Below are 16917 nucleotides of genomic sequence, written 5' to 3'. Positions count from 1 at the left end.
ATGCCCGAGATTGCCGCTGCCGAGCCATTCCGCTCGTCAATCATGCAGATCGAGCCGCAATGGATCGACTATAACGGCCACCTCAACATGGCCTATTACAACGTGATGTTCGACCGGGCGATCGACCAGCTCTGGCTCGAGCTCGGGATCGGGCCGACTTACATGAAGGAGCGCCACGGCTCGACCTTCACCGCCGAATGCCATGTACGGTACCTGCGCGAAATCCATCTCGGCGATCCCGTGCGGGTTTCGGTGTGGCTGCTGGACGCCGATGATAAGCGGCTGCACACCTTCGAGGAGTTCCGGCACGCCGCCGAAGGCTGGCTCTCGGCCACATCGGAAAACATGTCGCTTCACATGGATATGAACGCGCGACGCGTGGTGCCGTTTCCGCCCGACATCCAGCAGCGCATCGCGGCGATCGCCAAGGCTCACAGCACCGTGCCGCGACCCGCGGGCATCGGCCGAAACATCGCGATGCCCGCGAAGCGGTGACGGCAGATGCCATCTGACGCTTGCGGTTCACCTCTCCCCATCGGGGAGAGGTGACATCTTCCGATGCGATCCGACCTCTCCCTACGGGAGAGGTGAACCACGCTCCTCGCTAAATCGCAGCTAGACCCTGGTGCGGCCGCGGGCAAGGCCGACTACGGCCGAGACCAGGAACAGTACGACCGCGATGAAGAAGATGATCTTTGCGATCTCGACCGAAGCGCCGGCGATGCCGCCGAAGCCCAAGATACCGGCGATAAGTGCGATAATCAGAAACGTCACAACCCAGCCAAGCATGGTCGGAACCTCTATCTCGATGTCTCTCTGCGATCGACGCGCCTGACGACCACGCCTCGCTTACAGACAATCTCGACCTCGAAACGATGGTTCCGGCCGGCGACAGGTGGAAATTCGCAGTCTCCGCAGGAACAATTCGACGTTCCGCGCACGTGGAAAACCCCTCGCCGCCGCCCCATATAGGCGGTAATCCCTGTTATGAAGGCTCCCTTCCGCCACCCCGCGGTGCCATCGTGGGGCCAATGATTCGCATGACCGAGCCGAGCAAGATCACCGCCCAGAGCATCCCCGACCACCAGCCCGCGGCCGGTGGCATCGCCGCGCGTGCGCGCGCCTCGGTGGGGCCGAAATATCTGTCCGGGCTCAATCCCGAGCAACGTGAGGCGGTGGAGACACTGGATGGCCCGGTCCTGGTGCTGGCCGGCGCCGGCACCGGCAAGACCCGCGTGCTCACCACGCGCATCGCCCACATCCTGAGCCAGGGCCGCGCCCGTCCGAGCGAGATCCTGTCGGTGACCTTCACCAACAAGGCCGCCCGCGAAATGAAGCACCGGCTCGGCCTGATGCTCGGCCACGCCGTGGAGGGCATGCCGTGGCTCGGCACCTTCCACTCCATCGGCGGCCGGATCCTGCGCACCCATGCCGAGCTGGCGCAGCTCAAGTCGAACTTCACCGTGCTCGATGTCGATGACCAGGTCCGGCTGCTCAAGCAGCTTCTGCAAGCCGAGAACATCGACGACAAGCGCTGGCCGGCGCGCATGCTGGCCGGCCTGATCGACGGCTGGAAGAACCGCGGCCTGATGCCGTCGCAGGTGCCTCCCGGCGAAGCTGCGGTGTTCGGCAACGGCAAGGGCGGCAAGCTCTATGCGAGCTACCAGGAGCGGCTGAAGATCTTGAACGCGGCCGATTTCGGCGACCTGCTGCTCGAAGACATCCGCATCTTCCGCGAACACCCGGATATCCTGCGGCAGTACCAGCAGCGCTTCAAATACATCCTGGTCGACGAGTACCAGGACACTAACGTCGCGCAATATCTGTGGCTGCGGCTGTTGTCGCAGGCGCCCTCCTCTTTCACCTCTCCCCGCGTGCGGGGAGAGGTCGCATCGCGAAGGGATGCGGGTGAGGGGGACTCTCCAAGTACTGAGCTCCTGGAGACAGCCCCTCACCCCGACCCTCTCCCCGTGAAGGACGGGGAGAGGGAGAAGAGCCCCCACACCAAAAACATCTGCTGCGTCGGCGACGACGACCAGTCGATCTATGGCTGGCGCGGCGCCGAGGTCGACAACATCCTGCGCTTCGACCACGATTTTCCCGGCGCCAAGGTCATTCGCCTGGAGCGCAACTACCGCTCGACCGGCCACATCCTCGCCGCCGCCTCGCACCTGATCGCGCACAATGAAGGCCGGCTCGGCAAGACGCTGCGCACCGAGGACCAGGACGGCGAGAAGGTCACGGTCACCGGCTCGTGGGATTCGGAAGAGGAAGCCCGCGGCATCGGCGAGGAGATCGAGCAGCTGCAGCGCCAGGGCGAGAAGCTCAACGAGATCGCGATCCTGGTGCGCGCCTCCTACCAGATGCGCGAGTTCGAAGATCGTTTCGTCACGCTCGGCCTGCCCTATCGCGTCATCGGCGGTCCGCGCTTCTATGAGCGTGCCGAAATCCGCGATGCGCTCGCATACTTGCGCGTCATCAACTCGCCTGCCGACGATCTCGCCTTCGAGCGCATCGTCAACGTGCCCAAGCGCGGCCTCGGCGATGCCACCGTGCAGATGCTGCACGACCACGCCCGCAAACGCCGCATTCCCTTGTTCGAGGCCGCACGTGCCGTGGTCGAGACCGACGAGTTGAAACCAAAGGCGCGCGGAAGCTTGCGCGATGTCGTCGCCCAGTTCGACCGCTGGCGCGCCCAGCGCGAGATCACCGCGCACACTGATCTGGCCCAAATCGTGCTCGACGAGAGCGGCTACACCGAGATGTGGCAGAAGGACCGCTCGGCGGATGCCGCAGGACGGCTGGAGAACCTGAAAGAACTCGTGCGCTCGATGGAGGAGTTCGAGAACCTGCAAGGATTCCTCGAGCACATCTCCCTGGTGATGGACCGCGACGGCGGCGCCGAGGACGACGCGGTGTCGCTGATGACGCTACATTCGGCCAAGGGGCTCGAATTCGACAACGTGTTCCTGCCGGGCTGGGAGGAAGGCCTGTTCCCGAGCCAGCGCACGCTGGACGAACAGGGCCGCGCCGGCCTCGAGGAAGAGCGCCGGCTCGGCCATGTCGGCCTCACTCGCGCCCGCCGCCGCGCGAAAATCTATTTTGCGACCAACCGGCGCATCCATGGCACGTGGTCCACCACGATCCCGTCGCGCTTCCTCGACGAATTGCCGGCGGCCAATGTCGAGATCACGGAATCCAAGGGCGGCTCGGCCTGGGGCGGCACCGGCGGCTACGGCGCCTCGCGCTTCGACGATATGGAGGCGTTCGGCTCCAGCTACACGACCCCGGGCTGGCAGCGCGCCCAGGCCAATCGCTCCCAAGCCAACCGCAACCGGGGCCAGGCGACGGGACAAGGCCGCGATGGCGGCGGCTTCGAGGAAGCGGCCTCGTCGTTTTCGTCTTCTTCGTCGTCGCCCGATTTCGGCAGCTTCTCCTCGCGCCGCCGCGGGCCCCTAACGATCGAGGGCGAGTTGGTCGCCAAATCCACCGGCACGACCTCGGAATTCTCGCTTTCCGACCGCGTCTTCCACCAGAAATTCGGCTACGGCCGCGTCACCAAGGTCGACGGCAACAAGCTCACCATCGCCTTCGACAAGGCGGGGGAAAAGAAGGTCGTGGACAGCTTTGTGCAGCGGGCGTGAGATCTGCCGTGTTGCGGCGGCGTTACGCCGCCGCCTTTCTTCTCTCCACGCCCCTTGACCACCGCGAACTTCCCCGTATCAGATGCGCCCATGGTCCGGGGTTCCGCTACATTGATCGTGCTGGCATTGGGTATGCCGTCGCTTGCGGCGGCGGAGACCATGAGCTTTGGCGATTCGATCGGGCTGCTGGCCAAGAGTTGCGGAGCGGAAATCGTCGCCAATTGCCGCGGCGTCAATCCGGACTCGACCCGTCTCAAGGAGTGCCTGTCCCGCAACCGCGACGTGCTCTCCCAGCAGTGCCAGAGCGACTATCTCGGCGCCTTCGACGCCATCCAGAAGCGCGTCGCCGCCCGCGTCACGGTGGCGAACGCCTGCCAGCGCGAGATCGTCAAGGTCTGCAACGGCTCGACCAAGGAGACCAGCAAGGCGGTCCCCTGCCTGGTCTCGACGCCCAAGGGCATTAGCAACAACTGCCTGAAGGCCGTCGACGACGCGGGATACCGATGATGCGCGCAACCGGGCTTGCCACCGCCGGAATTGGCCTCGTGCTCGGCCTCGCCCTGCTCGTGGGGACCGCCAGCGCGCAGCCGGCGCCGCCGACCCGCGACGACATCGTCGGCAAGCTCAATCATTTCGAGCAGGCCGCCGAAATCGACATCCCCGCGCTGAAGCTGCAGGTGATGGAACGGGCCAAGGCCAGGATCAAGAACGATCCGGGCCCGGTGAATCGGCTTCCGATCGCGCCGGACCTTGCCAATCTGCCGGCCTTCACCGCGCAGATTCAGTTCGACGCCGATACGCCGATCATTCAGCCGGCGTCCTACCAGACCGTCGGCCGCCTCGCGGACGCGCTGGTTCATGCCTCGCTGCTGCCCTACACATTCCTGATCGTCGGCCGCGTCGAATCCAATACGAAAACGCGAGAGGCCAATGCGATCCTGAGCCAGCGCCGCGCGGACGCGATCCGCGACGTGCTGGTCAACACCTTCAAGATCTCGACCAAGCGGCTGCACCCGATCGGCCTCGGCGAGGAGCAGTTTCTCGACCGCGCGCGGCCGACCTCGGCCGCCAACGCCCAATTGCAGATCCTGACCTTTGCCAAGCTGCCGGAGGAGGAGCCTGCGCGGCCGGCCGCCGCTCCTGCGCCTGCGACGAAAAAGCCCGCCAAGAAGCATTGAGCGCACGCACCCAGGCGCGAACGGAACCCTTTGAAGTCCTGACCATTTTGTAGCCTGTCCCATGGCGCAACACCACGGCCTTGCGCGACAAAAGCGCCGGTTTGTGCACCGCCCGGTCAGATGCTATAGGCTTTTTTCGCCCTTCCCGACCTCCATGCTGCACGAGACCAAGATGGCCGGCTCTTTTCAACGCCAACTGGCCGATTACGTCGAATATCATCGCGATCCTTGGAATTGCGCGATGCACGTGGTCGGAATCCTCCTGCTCTTCACCGGCGCCGTGCTGCCGCTGACGCTGGTGCATTTCAACGTGTTCGGGATCGAGGTCAGCCTGGCGGTGATTTTGGCTCTGCCGGTGCTGGTCTATTGGCTGATGCTGGACGCCGGGATCGGCCTCGGCATCCTCGCGGCGATGATTGTGCTACTTTGGGTCGCAACCACGATCGGCAATCAGGTCTCGATCGCCATGATGTGGTCGATTTTTGCCGTGCTGATCGCTCTCGGCGTCGCGTCGCAGATCATCGGCCATCGGGTCTTTGAGGAGCGGCAACCGTCGATGGTCGATCACCCCAGCCATTTTCTGCTTGGACCGATGTTTGTCATGGCAAAATTATTCATTGCGTTGGGCTTCCGTCGCGACCTTGCCGCGATTCTGGCGCCTCTTCCGGCCAATTCTCTTTCGACCCGATAACTTCCAGAGCGGAACAGCAAACCTTCTTCATGGCTCTCGTACTGGTTACCGGTGGCAGTGGGTTCATCGGACAGCATCTGGTCGAAGCGCTCCGCGCCCGTGGGCAGCGGGTGCGTATTCTCGACGTCCGTCCACCGGCCACGGCGAACGCTGACATTGAATATGCCCATGGCTCGGTGCTGGATGGGGCCGCGGTCGATGCGGCGCTTGTCGGGGTCGATCAGGTCTATCACCTCGCCGGCCTGCCCGGGATGTGGGTCGCCAACAAGCAGGCCTTTCACGACGTCAATTGCCGCGGTACCGAAATCGTGCTCGCGGCTGCGATGAAGCGCGGAGTATCGCGCTTTTTGCATTGCTCGACGGAATCGATCCTGTTCCCCTATTCGGACCTGGACGGCGTTGCTGCCGAGGAGGCGCTTCAGCAGGCCGATGCGATGCCCGGCGCCTATACGCGATCGAAGTCGCTCGCCGAGCATCATGCGGCGAAGGCTGCGGCTGCTGGCTTCCCGCTCGTCATCGGCACGCCCACCATGCCGATCGGCGCTGCCGACCACAATCTGACGCCGCCGACGGCGATGCTGTGGTACTTCCTGCAGAAGAAGGTGCAGCCGCACCTTAACTTCCTGGTCAATCTCGTCGACGTCCGCGACGTCGCCACGGGCCTGGTGCTGACGATGGAGCGCGGCCGCTCCGGCCAGCGTTACATCCTCGGCGGCGATTGCGTCCCGCTCGGCAACATTCTGCGGATGATGTCGGCGATGAGCGGCCGCCGGCAGTTTCCGGTCGTCGTGCCCGGCAGGATTGCCGAGCTCTCCGCGATCATGCTCGAATACATCTCCGATCATCTCACACGCCGGCCGCCCAACGGCACCGCCGAGGGCGTGCGCATTGCGCTCGCCGCGAGCGACCTCTCGATCGGCAAGGCTCGCACCGAGCTCGGCTATTCGCCGCGCCCGATCGAGCCCGTGCTGCGCGAAACCATCACCCACCTGCTGGCTCGCGGCGGCAAGCCCGCCACCGGCGCCATCGAGCATCACGCGCTCTCCTCGCGCGCCAGCTGAGCTGCCGCCCAACCCAAAGAACCTTTCCGCATGTCCTTCGATTTCAGCAAGCTTCTCTCTGTCGCCTGGGGTGGTTGGACCACGACCTGGCCAACACAACTGCTCGCGCTGATCTGGCTCGCCTGGCTTGCAAGCTGGGTTGGCGCCTCATTCTGGCAGGGCCGCACCCAGAAGCAGGTGATGACGCTGGAGTCCGGCCGCTATCGCCTGCCCATCCTGATTGGCGGCATCCTGTTCACGCCATGGACGGCCGAAGTGCTGGGCGAGAAGCCGCTCTGGGTCTTCAGCAATACCGGCGTCTACGTCACGGCCCTGATCGTGATCGCCGGCATCTCCTTCACCTGGTGGGGACGGCTGCATCTCGGAAAATTCTGGTCCAACACCATCACCCACAAGGAAGACCACCGCGTCGTCGACACCGGCCCCTATGGCATCGTGCGCCATCCGATCTACACCGGCCTGATCGCCGGCATGCTGGCGACCGGCATCGCCGTCGGCACCGTGACCGCGATGCTCGGCGCGATCCTGATCTCGCTCGGCATGTGGCAGAAGGGCCGGATGGAAGAGGTGTTCCTGTCCAAGGAGCTCGGCGAAGACGCCTACGGCGCCTATTGCCGACGCGTGCCGATGATCATTCCGTTCCTGTCGCCGCGCTGAGGGCGGGTGAAGACGCGGTTATCCCCCTCGCATCCCAGCAAAAGTATCGCTGCTCATCTCGTCATCCTGAGGTGATGGATTGGCGCGCTCGGAACATCCTGCCAGGAACCGCCCCTCCATCCAGCCGTTACCACCGCGAAGGACGCAATAGCCGCAGAGCGTTGAACCATGTCGGACGCTTACGATTATTTTCGCGAGCACGCCGTCACGGCCGTCCGCAAGGCGCGGGAGCTGCCGCGTGGGCGGACGAAGCAGAAGCAGCGCACGGTAGCGCGCGTCTATCACCTGCTATCCAGGGAAGCGGCCCTCGCACCGAACATCCATCACCTCGGCGAGTTTCGCGCGGCGCGGCGGCTGGAGCGGCAGATCGGCCGCTGATCCGCGCGTCCCCTACGCAGAACCGCCTCATCCGCGCCATGCAAATTCGGCGTGCTGCCATCTGCGCACGCCATAAGCGGCCCGATTCGGCTGGCGCATGTTGACCTTTTCGCGTGTTCCCAGTTGGATGCGCACGCAATAAAGGCACGACGATATCTCATCGTGGATCTGGAGAGATCGACGATCAGGCTTGGGCCCGCGCGGGGCTTGGGCGAATCTTGGAGCGATCCGTCGTTGGACAGTGCCGCACGTTCGACAGGGGATTTTGATGACCTTTTCCAGCATCTTTGCGCAGTTCGTTGCATTCGTCGGCGGCATCGCGCTGCAATGGCGCAAGCTGTCGGGCGCCGAGCCCGCGCCGGCCTGGGGCGAGGCACCTGCGATCCCCGAGGCAAAGCCGCAAGGCGCGCTGCCGACGTTGAAGATGCCGACGGCAAGAGGCTGGAGCGAGGGGCAGAAGCCGACGGCCGCGCCCGGGCTCAAGGTCAATGCGTTCGCCACTGGTCTCGACCATCCGCGCTGGATCGAGGTGCTGCCCAATGGCGACGTGCTGATTGCGGAAGCAACGCAGATCGCGGGGCCGCCGAGGAGCGTGTTTCATTACGCGATGCAGGCGACGATGCGGCGTGCCGCGGCGCTTGGCGTCAGCGCCAACCGCATCACGCTGCTCCGCGACAAGGACGGCGACGGCGTTGCCGAGCAGCGCGGCACGTTCATGGAGAACTTGAGCCAGCCGTTCGGAATGGCGCTGGTCGGCGACGCCTTCTATGTCGGCAACACCGACGGCGTGATGGCATTCCCCTATGCCGCGAACGCCGACCGCATCACCGCACCGGGCAAGCGGCTCACCAATTTCAAGCCGAGCGGCCACTGGACGCGGAGCCTGCTCGCAAGCCCCGACGGCAAGAAGCTCTATGCCGGCGTCGGCTCGCTCAGCAATATCGCCGAGATGGGCATGGAGGTCGAGCAAGGCCGCGCCGCGGTCTACGAGCTCGATCTCGAGGCCGGCACGCATCGCATCTTCGCCAGTGGCCTGCGCAATCCGGTTGGCCTCGCCTGGGAGCCAACTACGGGTGTGCTCTGGACCGTCGTCAACGAACGCGACGGCCTCGGTGACGAGACACCACCGGACTACCTCACCTCGGTGCGCGACGGCGGCTTCTACGGCTGGCCCTATTGCTACTGGGGCAAGACGGTGGACGATCGCGTGCCGCAGGATCCCGCGATGGTCGCCAAGGCGCTCACGCCGGACTATGCGCTCGGCGGCCACACCGCTTCGCTCGGCCTGTGCTGGATGCCATCAGGCACGCTGCCGGGTTTTCCCGATGGCATGGTGATCGGCCAGCACGGCTCGTGGAATCGCAGCAAACTCTCCGGCTACAAGGTCGTGTTCATCCCGTTCGAGAACGGCCGCCCCTCCGGCACCGCCCGCGACATCCTGTCGGGCTTCCTGGCGCCCGATGAGAAGGAATCCTACGGCCGTCCCGTCGGCGTGGCGATCGGTCCCGACAAGTCGCTGCTGATGGCCGACGACGTCGGCAACGTGATCTGGCGCGTGACCGGCGCGTAAGAGGACATATGTTGAGATAGGCGCCCCGGGCTCGGCAACCTCTCCCGCCTGCGGGAGAGGTCGGCGCAACGCGCCGGGTGAGGGCTCTCACCTCTCGGGGGTTCTTCGTTGTGGAGATCGGCGCGGGTGGCTTCTCTCTCGTTACTGATCCGCCCGGCAATCCTTGGCACGACACAGCCCACGGCGCGCCTGTTTGCGAGCGTAAGCGCGACCGATGTCCGAGATCAGCCGGTAACCGGACGTGTAGCGGATATGACAAATTCGACGCAATGCCTCAGAAGCCTTCCGATACCCCGGCCAGCTCCGATGTCGCGCTCGCGCCTATTTCTCTTTCGGCACGAGGTGCGAGCCAAATGTCAGGCCTTGGTGACTGGCGTGCCGTGGGCTGAGTTTCCTCAGCTTTGGGCCAGCGCATCGGCAGGGTCCAAACGCGCGGCTTTCCGCGCTGGGTAGAGAGCGGAGATCAGGGTAACCAACGTAGCGGTTACCACCGCGGCGAGGACGGCCACCCCAGTCCCGGGATTCCGGATTGCCGGTCCGGCGCCTAGCGCGGCAGCTGCTGCCAACGCCAGCAGCACGCCGACTCCGGAACCGAGCATCGCAAGCAGGCCTGCCTCGATCAGGAATTGCAGAGCGATCTCGCGACGGCGGGCACCGATCGCCATGCGCAACCCGATCTCCTGTCGCCGCTCGTTCACGGAAACCAGCATGAGGTTCATGATTCCGATGCCGCCGACAAGAAGCGAGACCGCCGCAGCCCCGGCAAGCATCAGCGTCATGAGCCAAGCCGAACGCGACTGCGCGCGCTGCACCGCCGCGAGATCCCGCAGGATGAAGTCATCCGGGCTGTCGGCGACCAACCGGTGACGTTCGCGTAGGAGGTCACGCACCACTTCGTTTGTGCGCGCCATATCCGCCCCGTCCATCACCCGCAACGTCACGCCGCCGACCGCCGCCGGATGGCCCGCGAAAAAACCAAGGATGCGCTTGCGCGCGGTCGAAAGCGGAATCATCACCTGATCGTCGAGATCATCACCACCGAGGCTGTGCCCCTTCTCCTCCAGCACGCCGAGCACGGTGAATGGGACACGGTCGATGCGAATTGTCCGGCCAGAGGGATCCTCCTCCCCGAACAGTACTTTGGCGATGCCATGCCTCAGGGAGCGCGACCTTGCTCGCGGCATGCAATTTGATCAAGATTAGTCCGAGCGCAGGGCTTCGACGGGTTGCAGCAGTGACGCCTTCCAGGCCGGGTAGAAGCCGAAGAAAATGCCCACTCCCGCCGCGAAGGCCATGGCGACCAGGCTCAGCTGTCCGTTGAGCACCACGCCCAGGTTGGCGTAGCGCTCGACGGCCACGGCGCCGCCCAAGCCGAGGGCGACCCCAGCGATGCCACCGATCAGGGACAGTGTAATCGCCTCGACCAGGAATTGGCCCAGGATGTCGCTTCTCCGGGCTCCCACCGCGAGCCGCAGCCCGATTTCGCGGATTCGCTCGGTGACCGAGACGAGCATGATGTTCATGATGCCGATCCCCCCAACCAGAAGCGACACGGACGCGATCGCAGCAAGCAGAATCCCGAGCGCCCGCGCCGAGTCCTCCTTGGCCCGCATCACCTCCGTTAGGTTAATCAGGTAAAAATCGTCCTCCTGTGCAGGCAGGAGACCGTGGCGCTCGCGCACGACCTGACGAATCTCGGTGAAGGCCGAAGCCATGTTGGCGCCGTCGCGCACCTTGATGATCACGCCCGAGATCGCCCGAGGATTGGCGGGATTGCGCCCAATGACCCGATTGAGCGCGGTCGAGATCGGGATGACAGCGGTGTCGTCCGTGTCGAGCCCAGCCAGGCTTTGCCCCTTGGCGGCTAGTTCGCCGATCACCGTCATCGGAATGCGGTTGACGCGGATTTCCTGCCCGACCGGGCTCTGATTGCCAAACAGTTTTTCGGCCACTGTCCGCCCGAGCACGACCACCTTGCTGCCCTGGACCACGTCCTCACGGTCAAAGGCGCGGCCCCGGCTCACGGTCCAGTTGCGGATAGTGAGGTATTCGGGCGTCGTACCGGTGACCAGTGTGGACCAGTTCGCATTGCCATAGATGAGTTGCATCCCAGCGAAGTTGTGCTGCGGCGAGGCCGCGACCACAGCCGGGACTTCGTTCTCGATGGCCTGCGCGTCGGCGAGCGTAACGCTCGGTCGCGACCCCTGTCCCTTGGACACCCCGCCGCTCTTCAGCGCCCCCGAGTTCAACACGATGGTGTTCGCCCCGAGATTGCGCATTTCGGTCTGGATGCGCTGGCTCGCCCCGCCCCCGACCGCCATCATAACGGTCACCGACGACACTCCCAGAACGATGCCGAGCATGGTCAGTGCGCTGCGCAGCTTGTTAACGCGAACGGCGCGCAACGCCGCGAGGGTGCTGTTGGCGAGTTTCACGCCGCGGCCCGCATAGCTTGGTTCAGATCATCGGACACTACTCTGCCGTCCTTAAAGTGGATGACCCGGCGTGCATAGCGGGCGACCTCGGGGTCGTGAGTCACGACGACCACTGTGAGCCCGCCCTCGTTGAGGCGGACCAGGGCGGCCATGATCTCTTCGGAAGTCACTGAGTCGAGCGCACCAGTGGGTTCGTCGGCGAGCAGAAGCAGCGGCTGGTTCACCAGAGCGCGTGCTATGGCGACCCGTTGCTGCTGACCGCCGGACAACTGCGAGGGGCGATGGTGTTCGCGTTCCGAGAGGCCCACCTGCGCCAAGGCCTCGCGCGCCCGGCGCCTACGTTCGCGCCGCCTAAGCCCGGCATAAACCATCGGAAGTTCGACGTTTTCGAGCGCCGTCGCTCGCGCCAGCAGATTGAATTGCTGGAACACGAAGCCGATGCTCGTGTTGCGGACCGCCGCGAGCTTGTTGCTCGAAAGGCGCAGCACGTCCTGTCCGGCGAGGTGATAAGTACCGCTGCTGGGAGCATCGAGACAGCCGAGAAGGTTCATCAATGTGGACTTGCCGGAGCCCGACGAGCCCATGACGGCCACGAATTCACCGCTATCGATGGCGAGCGACACGCCACGGAGCGCAGGCACCGCCGTCTGGCCGACAACGTAGGTTTTTGTCAGATCTGAGACGGTCACCAGCGGCATCTACATGCTCCCGATGATCCGCCGCGCGATGGTGGGCGGCGGCTCTCTTTGATCGACCCCGACGATGACCTGCTCAACCGGCTCGGCGATGGAGACCTCGACCATGCTGCCGTCCGACAGCCCCACTCGAACGGGAACCGGCCTTGGCCGCTGATCCTCCCCCAAGGTCCAGAGGTGGGAAGCTTCCGGTCCGCGCTCCCCGGACGGGGCAAAGCGCAATGCCGCGACGGGCACCTTATGCACGTTCGTGTGGGCGTCGATGACAATGCGGGCGTTTGCCGTCATTCCGGGCATCAGCATCTTGTCCGGGTTCGGCGCGTTGGCGACCACCACGTAGGTGATCACATTCTGCTTCTCCTGGGAGTCCTTGCGGATCTGCTTCACCTCGGCCCGGAACTCGCGGCCGGGGAAGCTGTCCACCGTGTAGATGACCAGCTGGCCCTCTCGAACCTTGCCGATGTCGGCCTCATCGACCGAGATCTTAATCTGCATCTCGCGGAGGTCCTGAGCGACCGTGAACAGCGTCTGGGTCTGCAGGGTGACAGTGACCTGCTGGCCTTCCTCGATGGTGCGCCCGATCACTACTCCATCGACGGGCGAGCGAATCTTGGTACGCTCCAGCTCGGTCTGCGCAGCCTTTAAGGCCGACCGCCTTTGCTGCACGACCGCGTTGGCATGAGTCACCTGCGCCTCGGCCGAGCGGCGCGCCGACTCGGCGGCTTGAGTTAGTGCGATCTTGGTGCGCTCGTCGGCCTCAGCCGACTTGTAGTTTTGAACCGCCATGTCGAAGGCGGCCTGAGTCCTTGATAAATCAACCTGAGAGACGTTGTCCCCCCTGGCCAAGGTACGCTTGCGCTCCAGGTCGCGCTGGGCTTCGGCGACGACGATGCGCTCGCGCTCAGTCGCGAAGCGAGCCCTCTCGGTCGCGGCGGCGGCGCTGGCGAGATCGGCAGCCGCCTTTTCCTGAACACGCTCCTGAATCAGCACGGCCGCTTCCGCGACCTTCAATTCGCTTTGAGCTTGCTCCAACGTGATCTGGAAGCTGAGCGGATCGATCTGAGCGATCACGTCGCCCCGACGAACCTCCGCGTTGTAGTCCGCCAGGATGCGGAGCATCTGCCCGGACACCTGCGAACTGACGAGGACGGTCGTGATGGCCGACAACGCGCCACTCGCCGTCACGGTCGTGGCGATGTCCCCCCGGCGAACCGGCGCAAGGAGGTATTTAGGACCTTGAGGGGGAGCGTTCACCAACCCTTCGGGGAGGTACTGCGCCGCTTGGGTCCAGGCAAAATCCCGCGCGCTCTCGGGGAGAATCTCCCGATTGTAAGCCACCGCCCCCAAGCCGATGGCGACCAGAGATAACAACAGCAGCTTCATGAGAGGCTTGTCTTGAGCGAGGAGGGCGGCTCCAGAGGAGCCGCCCGGCCACTTGGTTCGGTAGCGCGCGCGTAGCCCGCTCTAATGGCCGCCCGGAGTCCCACCGCCCTTGTTCGTGGTTGGGGTAGTCGTGGTCGTCTGTTTGTTGTCGCTGGCGCTGTTGCAGGCGGAGGTCTGGGTGGTCGTTGTCGTCGTCGTGAAACCCGCATTTGCATTAGGCGGGTCCGTCACGGCGGTTGTCGTGGTCCCGCAGTCCTTGGTGCTGTCTGCGTGGGCCGGCGAGAACCAGACGCCGCTGACAGCGGCCGAGGTCAAGGCGAATCCAATCAGCAATGTTTTCAGCATGTTGCGCTCCTCTTCAGTGGTCGGTTTCAGTGCGCGGTTGAGACCGTTAGTGGCCGCCCGGAGTCCCGCCGCCCTTGTTGGTGGTTGGGCCGGTCGAGGAGGTGGTCGTGGTCGTCTGTTTGTTGTCGCTGGCGCTGTTGCAGGCGGAGGTCTGGGTGGTGGTGGTCGAGGTGGTCGTCGTCTGGGTGAAGCCCGCATTTTCATTAGGCGGGATCACTGGCGACGTCGTGGTTGCGGTGGTGGTCCCGCAGTCCTTTGTGCTGGCTGCGTGGGCGGCCGGCGAGAACCAAGCTCCGCCGACAGCGGTCAACGCGGCCAGGGTTATTGCAACCGTCAGATTTCTCAGTGACATTGGATTACTCCTCTAAGTGGATTGCTCCTCTAGTGGAACGAGTGGAACGGCACCCCCAACCATTGCGCTGATGGCAAAACGCGTGCCAACCCGCAAGTCATTGGTCTAATGAGGGAAACGTATCTACGGCATAGCTCGGACGGGAAGCTACGGTCCCACCCATGACGGTGCTGGACCGGCAGGCCACGCCGTCGAACGGTTGGACCGGACTGAACAATTTCGCGTTGGCCAGGCGGTGGGCCGAAAATGTCCCGGGGAAGGGCTGCAACTGACCCGCTGTCGACGTAACGATTTCCGTTAAGGGTTGGTTCGGATGTTGTGACGTTTCATCAGACGGCCAAACGCGCGCCGGTCCTTTCCCGCGAGGCGGGACGCACGCGTAATATTACCACCGGTTTCACGAAGCTTTTCCTCAATATAGGCTCGTTCGAACGCTTCGAGGGCCCGCGCTCGGGCATCGCGAAAATTATCGCTCGACGGTTTCGATGACGCATTGAAGACTGGCAAATCGCAGACGTCGCTAAGCTGAATCTGCTTACCTTGCGAAAAGATGAAGGCCCTTTGAATCACGTTGTAAAGTTCGCGTACATTTCCTGGCCAATCATATTCTCTCAATTTCTGGACAACTGCGGGAGCAAGGGCCTTAGGTGGCGTGCCGCTCTCTGCGGAGAGCCTGCTCACAAAATAGCGGGCAAGAATCGAGATGTCACTGCGCCGTTCGCGCAGCGGAACAAGATGGAGTTGAAGTACGTTCAATCTGAAAAATAGATCGAGCCGAAATCGCCGTTCGCGCAGCAAATCATTCAGATTCTGGTTGCACGCACTAATGATCTTCACTTCGGCCTTCACAAATCGTTCGGAACCTATCGGCCTGTAAGTATGCTCCTGGAGCAATCGCAACAGTTTGGACTGAAATGCGATTGGAAGTGCATCGACTTCATCCAGGAAGAGCGTGCCGCTACCCGCAAGAGCAACCAGCCCCATTTGGTCACGGTGTGCGTCGGTAAAGGCGCCACGTGCATGGCCGAACATTTCGGTCTCGAAGAGATGCTCGGGAAACGCCGAGCAGTCCACTGGAATGAACGGAAGATCGCTGCGAGCGCTCAGACGATGGATTGCGCGTGCGCACAGTTCCTTGCCGGTACCCGTCTCGCCTGTAATGAGAACGGGACTGTCATTTCGCGCTACCAGCGGAATTTGTTCGATAGTACGCAGGAAGGCTGGATGATTGCCCACTAGTTCCGCAAGCCCAAATTCTCGTGTTTCGCGTTCTTGGGTGGTCGCCATGTTATTGTCAGGTGAATCGTTCGCAAGAAGTCGCGCAACCCGATGGTGCCACTCGCCTGAATGGATGGGCTCGACAATAAAATCGTCGACCGCTTCTGCCGCTAACTGAATGAGATCGTTGTCGGGAGGGAGAACAGCAAGCGTCGGAGGGCCAATTGGATTCTTGACAAGCCAACGAAGGAAATTTTCGGCTGACGAGCATCTCGGTGCCGCCACGGCCACAACAAGATCCGCTCGATGGTCTCGCAATCGTTCAAGATCCAGCGAGCTCCATTGAATGTGTTCGGAAACGAAATCCAACTCGCCTGCGCATTCTTCGCGAAGCGGGGATGACACGCTCTCAATAAACAGCACCAGTCGTGACATGACGCTAGCGTTTCAAATACTAATTCCCCCTCCTGCGTCTACCGCAAGGAAGGTTTCTGCAAACGCATTGGGTCCAGACGGGACGTATCTATTTCCCTTTTTCTGCCAGGGATGTTCGGCGATTGCCGATTGCATTACGGTTGGCTAAAAACAAAAACTGCCGGAGACGCTGGCCAACGTTCCGGCTTGGTCGAAGTTTGTGGTACGCAATTTTTACTCATGACACCATCACGCCTACTTGGGCCTGCGATGCCGGTCCGGTTTAAAGCGTTCTTTGCTTCACAGTCCGCACATTAAATAAATAGTAAGTCAAATAAATAGTAAGTCGCTTTTCTTCGAGTTGTAAACAGTTTCTTTTTGACAAAATGCCGTGCGCATATCTTCCGATATAGACATGCGGATCCGAAGATACCGAGTTTGGTGTCTTGATGGAGCAGGAGGTGCGTCATGGAGAGGCGGCAATTCGGATGGCTTCGTTGCCCTCATGCTCACGAGTGTCCGGCAACTTTCCATTATCTGTCGGCGCGAATTCGCAGACCGGGTTGAGCACAGGAGCCCATCGCCTCCGGCAGCTTGGAGGAGCGGCAAGAGCGAAGCGGCTCGCCCATCCGAGTGCCCTCACGGTAGCGGCCGGGCGGGTATGGTTCTTGGTTGGTCGCGAACATGCGCCATCAGATGCGGCAGCCGCGCCGCGGTCCGTGACGGCACCGCCAGCATACCCGCGGGCGGACCGCAGCACGTCCGGCCATTCGCGTTCCACTCCGGCGGCCTCGACCAGTTCGCTGCTCAGCTTCTGATCTCGGCAAGCTTCGCTTGCGCGGCGGTGAGCCTGCTGCGCTGCTTGGTCGGCTTCGTCCAGCTGCCTTGCTCTAGCG

At 63.2% G+C, this 16917-nt stretch carries 17 protein-coding genes; 10 read left to right on the top strand and 7 right to left on the bottom strand.

The genetic code is table 11. From position 1 onward, the window contains the following. Complete coding sequence (locus FXV83_RS17165; RefSeq protein ID WP_148740585.1) at nt 1-495, top strand: thioesterase family protein; 495 nt, start codon at nt 1-3, stop codon at nt 493-495. Between the two features lie 120 nt (nt 496-615). Here the strand turns inward: FXV83_RS17165 and FXV83_RS17160 are convergent, their stop codons facing one another. Continuing rightward, a complete protein-coding gene (locus FXV83_RS17160; RefSeq protein WP_148740584.1) occupies nt 616-789 on the bottom strand; it encodes a DUF1328 domain-containing protein in 174 nt (57 codons plus the stop codon). A gap of 242 nt (nt 790-1031) precedes the next feature. Between FXV83_RS17160 and FXV83_RS17155 the strand changes: the two genes are divergently transcribed. The 8 genes from FXV83_RS17155 to FXV83_RS17120 all read left to right on the top strand — a co-directional run bounded on the left by FXV83_RS17155 (nt 1032) and on the right by FXV83_RS17120 (nt 9179). Continuing rightward, entirely contained in the window at nt 1032-3644 is a 2613-nt protein-coding gene (locus FXV83_RS17155; RefSeq protein ID WP_148740583.1) for an ATP-dependent helicase, read from the top strand. Nucleotides 3645-3734: 90 nt separating this feature from the next. Further along, a complete protein-coding gene (locus FXV83_RS17150; protein WP_148740582.1) occupies nt 3735-4151 on the top strand; it encodes a hypothetical protein in 417 nt (138 codons plus the stop codon). Then, nucleotides 4151-4822 carry an OmpA family protein gene (locus FXV83_RS17145; protein ID WP_148740581.1) on the top strand — a complete coding sequence of 224 codons (672 nt, stop codon included), beginning with the start codon at nt 4151-4153 and terminating at the stop codon, nt 4820-4822. Before FXV83_RS17150 ends, FXV83_RS17145 begins: the two co-directional genes overlap by 1 nt. Nucleotides 4823-4976: 154 nt before the next feature. Further along, on the top strand, nt 4977-5513 hold the full coding sequence (locus tag FXV83_RS17140) for an Mpo1 family 2-hydroxy fatty acid dioxygenase (RefSeq protein ID WP_148740580.1): 537 nt from the start codon (nt 4977-4979) through the stop codon (nt 5511-5513). A 29-nt stretch (nt 5514-5542) separates the two neighbouring features. Then, on the top strand, nt 5543-6574 hold the full coding sequence (locus FXV83_RS17135) for an NAD-dependent epimerase/dehydratase family protein (protein WP_148740579.1): 1032 nt from the start codon (nt 5543-5545) through the stop codon (nt 6572-6574). 30 nt (nt 6575-6604) lie between these two features. Beyond that, nucleotides 6605-7231 carry a methyltransferase family protein gene (locus tag FXV83_RS17130; RefSeq protein ID WP_148740578.1) on the top strand — a complete coding sequence of 209 codons (627 nt, stop codon included), beginning with the start codon at nt 6605-6607 and terminating at the stop codon, nt 7229-7231. Nucleotides 7232-7399: 168 nt separating this feature from the next. Then, a complete protein-coding gene (locus FXV83_RS17125) occupies nt 7400-7609 on the top strand; it encodes a hypothetical protein (protein ID WP_148740577.1) in 210 nt (69 codons plus the stop codon). A 268-nt stretch (nt 7610-7877) separates the two neighbouring features. Continuing rightward, nucleotides 7878-9179, top strand: a complete 1302-nt coding sequence (locus FXV83_RS17120; RefSeq protein ID WP_187435965.1) for a PQQ-dependent sugar dehydrogenase — start codon at nt 7878-7880, stop codon at nt 9177-9179. A gap of 395 nt (nt 9180-9574) precedes the next feature. On the opposite strand, the gene FXV83_RS17115 is transcribed toward FXV83_RS17120, so the two are convergent. The 5 genes from FXV83_RS17115 to FXV83_RS17095 all read right to left on the bottom strand — a co-directional run bounded on the left by FXV83_RS17115 (nt 9575) and on the right by FXV83_RS17095 (nt 14037). Next, the gene (locus FXV83_RS17115) at nt 9575-10363 is read right to left on the bottom strand and encodes an ABC transporter permease (RefSeq protein ID WP_148740575.1); all 789 of its coding nucleotides are present in this window, start codon (nt 10361-10363) and stop codon (nt 9575-9577) included. 15 nt (nt 10364-10378) lie between these two features. Continuing rightward, nucleotides 10379-11614, bottom strand: a complete 1236-nt coding sequence (locus FXV83_RS17110; protein WP_148740574.1) for an ABC transporter permease — start codon at nt 11612-11614, stop codon at nt 10379-10381. Further along, nucleotides 11611-12312 (bottom strand): ABC transporter ATP-binding protein, encoded by a 702-nt coding sequence (locus tag FXV83_RS17105; RefSeq protein ID WP_283811713.1) that lies wholly within the window; start codon nt 12310-12312, stop codon nt 11611-11613. The genes FXV83_RS17110 and FXV83_RS17105 overlap by 4 nt, the downstream gene beginning before the upstream one ends. Beyond that, on the bottom strand, nt 12313-13692 hold the full coding sequence (locus FXV83_RS17100) for an efflux RND transporter periplasmic adaptor subunit (protein ID WP_148740573.1): 1380 nt from the start codon (nt 13690-13692) through the stop codon (nt 12313-12315). 81 nt (nt 13693-13773) lie between these two features. Beyond that, nucleotides 13774-14037: a hypothetical protein gene (locus FXV83_RS17095; protein ID WP_148740572.1), complete on the bottom strand. Its 264-nt coding sequence runs from the start codon at nt 14035-14037 to the stop codon at nt 13774-13776. A 74-nt stretch (nt 14038-14111) separates the two neighbouring features. On the opposite strand from FXV83_RS17095, the gene FXV83_RS17090 reads away from it, so the two are divergent. Beyond that, nucleotides 14112-14405, top strand: coding sequence for a hypothetical protein (locus FXV83_RS17090; RefSeq protein ID WP_148740571.1), 294 nt, complete (start codon nt 14112-14114; stop codon nt 14403-14405). Nucleotides 14406-14686: 281 nt separating this feature from the next. On the opposite strand, the gene FXV83_RS17085 is transcribed toward FXV83_RS17090, so the two are convergent. Continuing rightward, nucleotides 14687-16042, bottom strand: coding sequence for a sigma-54 interaction domain-containing protein (locus FXV83_RS17085; RefSeq protein ID WP_148740570.1), 1356 nt, complete (start codon nt 16040-16042; stop codon nt 14687-14689). Nucleotides 16043-16917: the final 875 nt, after the last annotated feature.

Source organism: Bradyrhizobium hipponense (assembly GCF_008123965.1).
In the GTDB taxonomy this organism is placed as follows: domain Bacteria; phylum Pseudomonadota; class Alphaproteobacteria; order Rhizobiales; family Xanthobacteraceae; genus Bradyrhizobium; species Bradyrhizobium hipponense.
The sequence above is the reverse complement of the archived record's forward strand: the minus strand, read 5'-3'. Positions and strand labels throughout refer to the sequence as shown.

Bases quoted from the DNA above. Each gene is read 5' to 3' on its own strand.
- FXV83_RS17165 (WP_148740585.1), top strand. From the start codon at position 1: ATGCCCGAGATTGCCGCTGCCGAGCCATTCCGCTCGTCAATCATGCAG.
- FXV83_RS17160 (WP_148740584.1), bottom strand. From the start codon at position 789: ATGCTTGGCTGGGTTGTGACGTTTCTGATTATCGCACTTATCGCCGGT.
- FXV83_RS17155 (WP_148740583.1), top strand. From the start codon at position 1,032: ATGATTCGCATGACCGAGCCGAGCAAGATCACCGCCCAGAGCATCCCC.
- FXV83_RS17150 (WP_148740582.1), top strand. From the start codon at position 3,735: ATGGTCCGGGGTTCCGCTACATTGATCGTGCTGGCATTGGGTATGCCG.
- FXV83_RS17145 (WP_148740581.1), top strand. From the start codon at position 4,151: ATGCGCGCAACCGGGCTTGCCACCGCCGGAATTGGCCTCGTGCTCGGC.
- FXV83_RS17140 (WP_148740580.1), top strand. From the start codon at position 4,977: ATGCTGCACGAGACCAAGATGGCCGGCTCTTTTCAACGCCAACTGGCC.
- FXV83_RS17135 (WP_148740579.1), top strand. From the start codon at position 5,543: ATGGCTCTCGTACTGGTTACCGGTGGCAGTGGGTTCATCGGACAGCAT.
- FXV83_RS17130 (WP_148740578.1), top strand. From the start codon at position 6,605: ATGTCCTTCGATTTCAGCAAGCTTCTCTCTGTCGCCTGGGGTGGTTGG.
- FXV83_RS17125 (WP_148740577.1), top strand. From the start codon at position 7,400: ATGTCGGACGCTTACGATTATTTTCGCGAGCACGCCGTCACGGCCGTC.
- FXV83_RS17120 (WP_187435965.1), top strand. From the start codon at position 7,878: ATGACCTTTTCCAGCATCTTTGCGCAGTTCGTTGCATTCGTCGGCGGC.
- FXV83_RS17115 (WP_148740575.1), bottom strand. From the start codon at position 10,363: ATGCCGCGAGCAAGGTCGCGCTCCCTGAGGCATGGCATCGCCAAAGTA.
- FXV83_RS17105 (WP_283811713.1), bottom strand. From the start codon at position 12,312: ATGCCGCTGGTGACCGTCTCAGATCTGACAAAAACCTACGTTGTCGGC.
- FXV83_RS17100 (WP_148740573.1), bottom strand. From the start codon at position 13,692: ATGAAGCTGCTGTTGTTATCTCTGGTCGCCATCGGCTTGGGGGCGGTG.
- FXV83_RS17095 (WP_148740572.1), bottom strand. From the start codon at position 14,037: ATGCTGAAAACATTGCTGATTGGATTCGCCTTGACCTCGGCCGCTGTC.
- FXV83_RS17085 (WP_148740570.1), bottom strand. From the start codon at position 16,042: ATGTCACGACTGGTGCTGTTTATTGAGAGCGTGTCATCCCCGCTTCGC.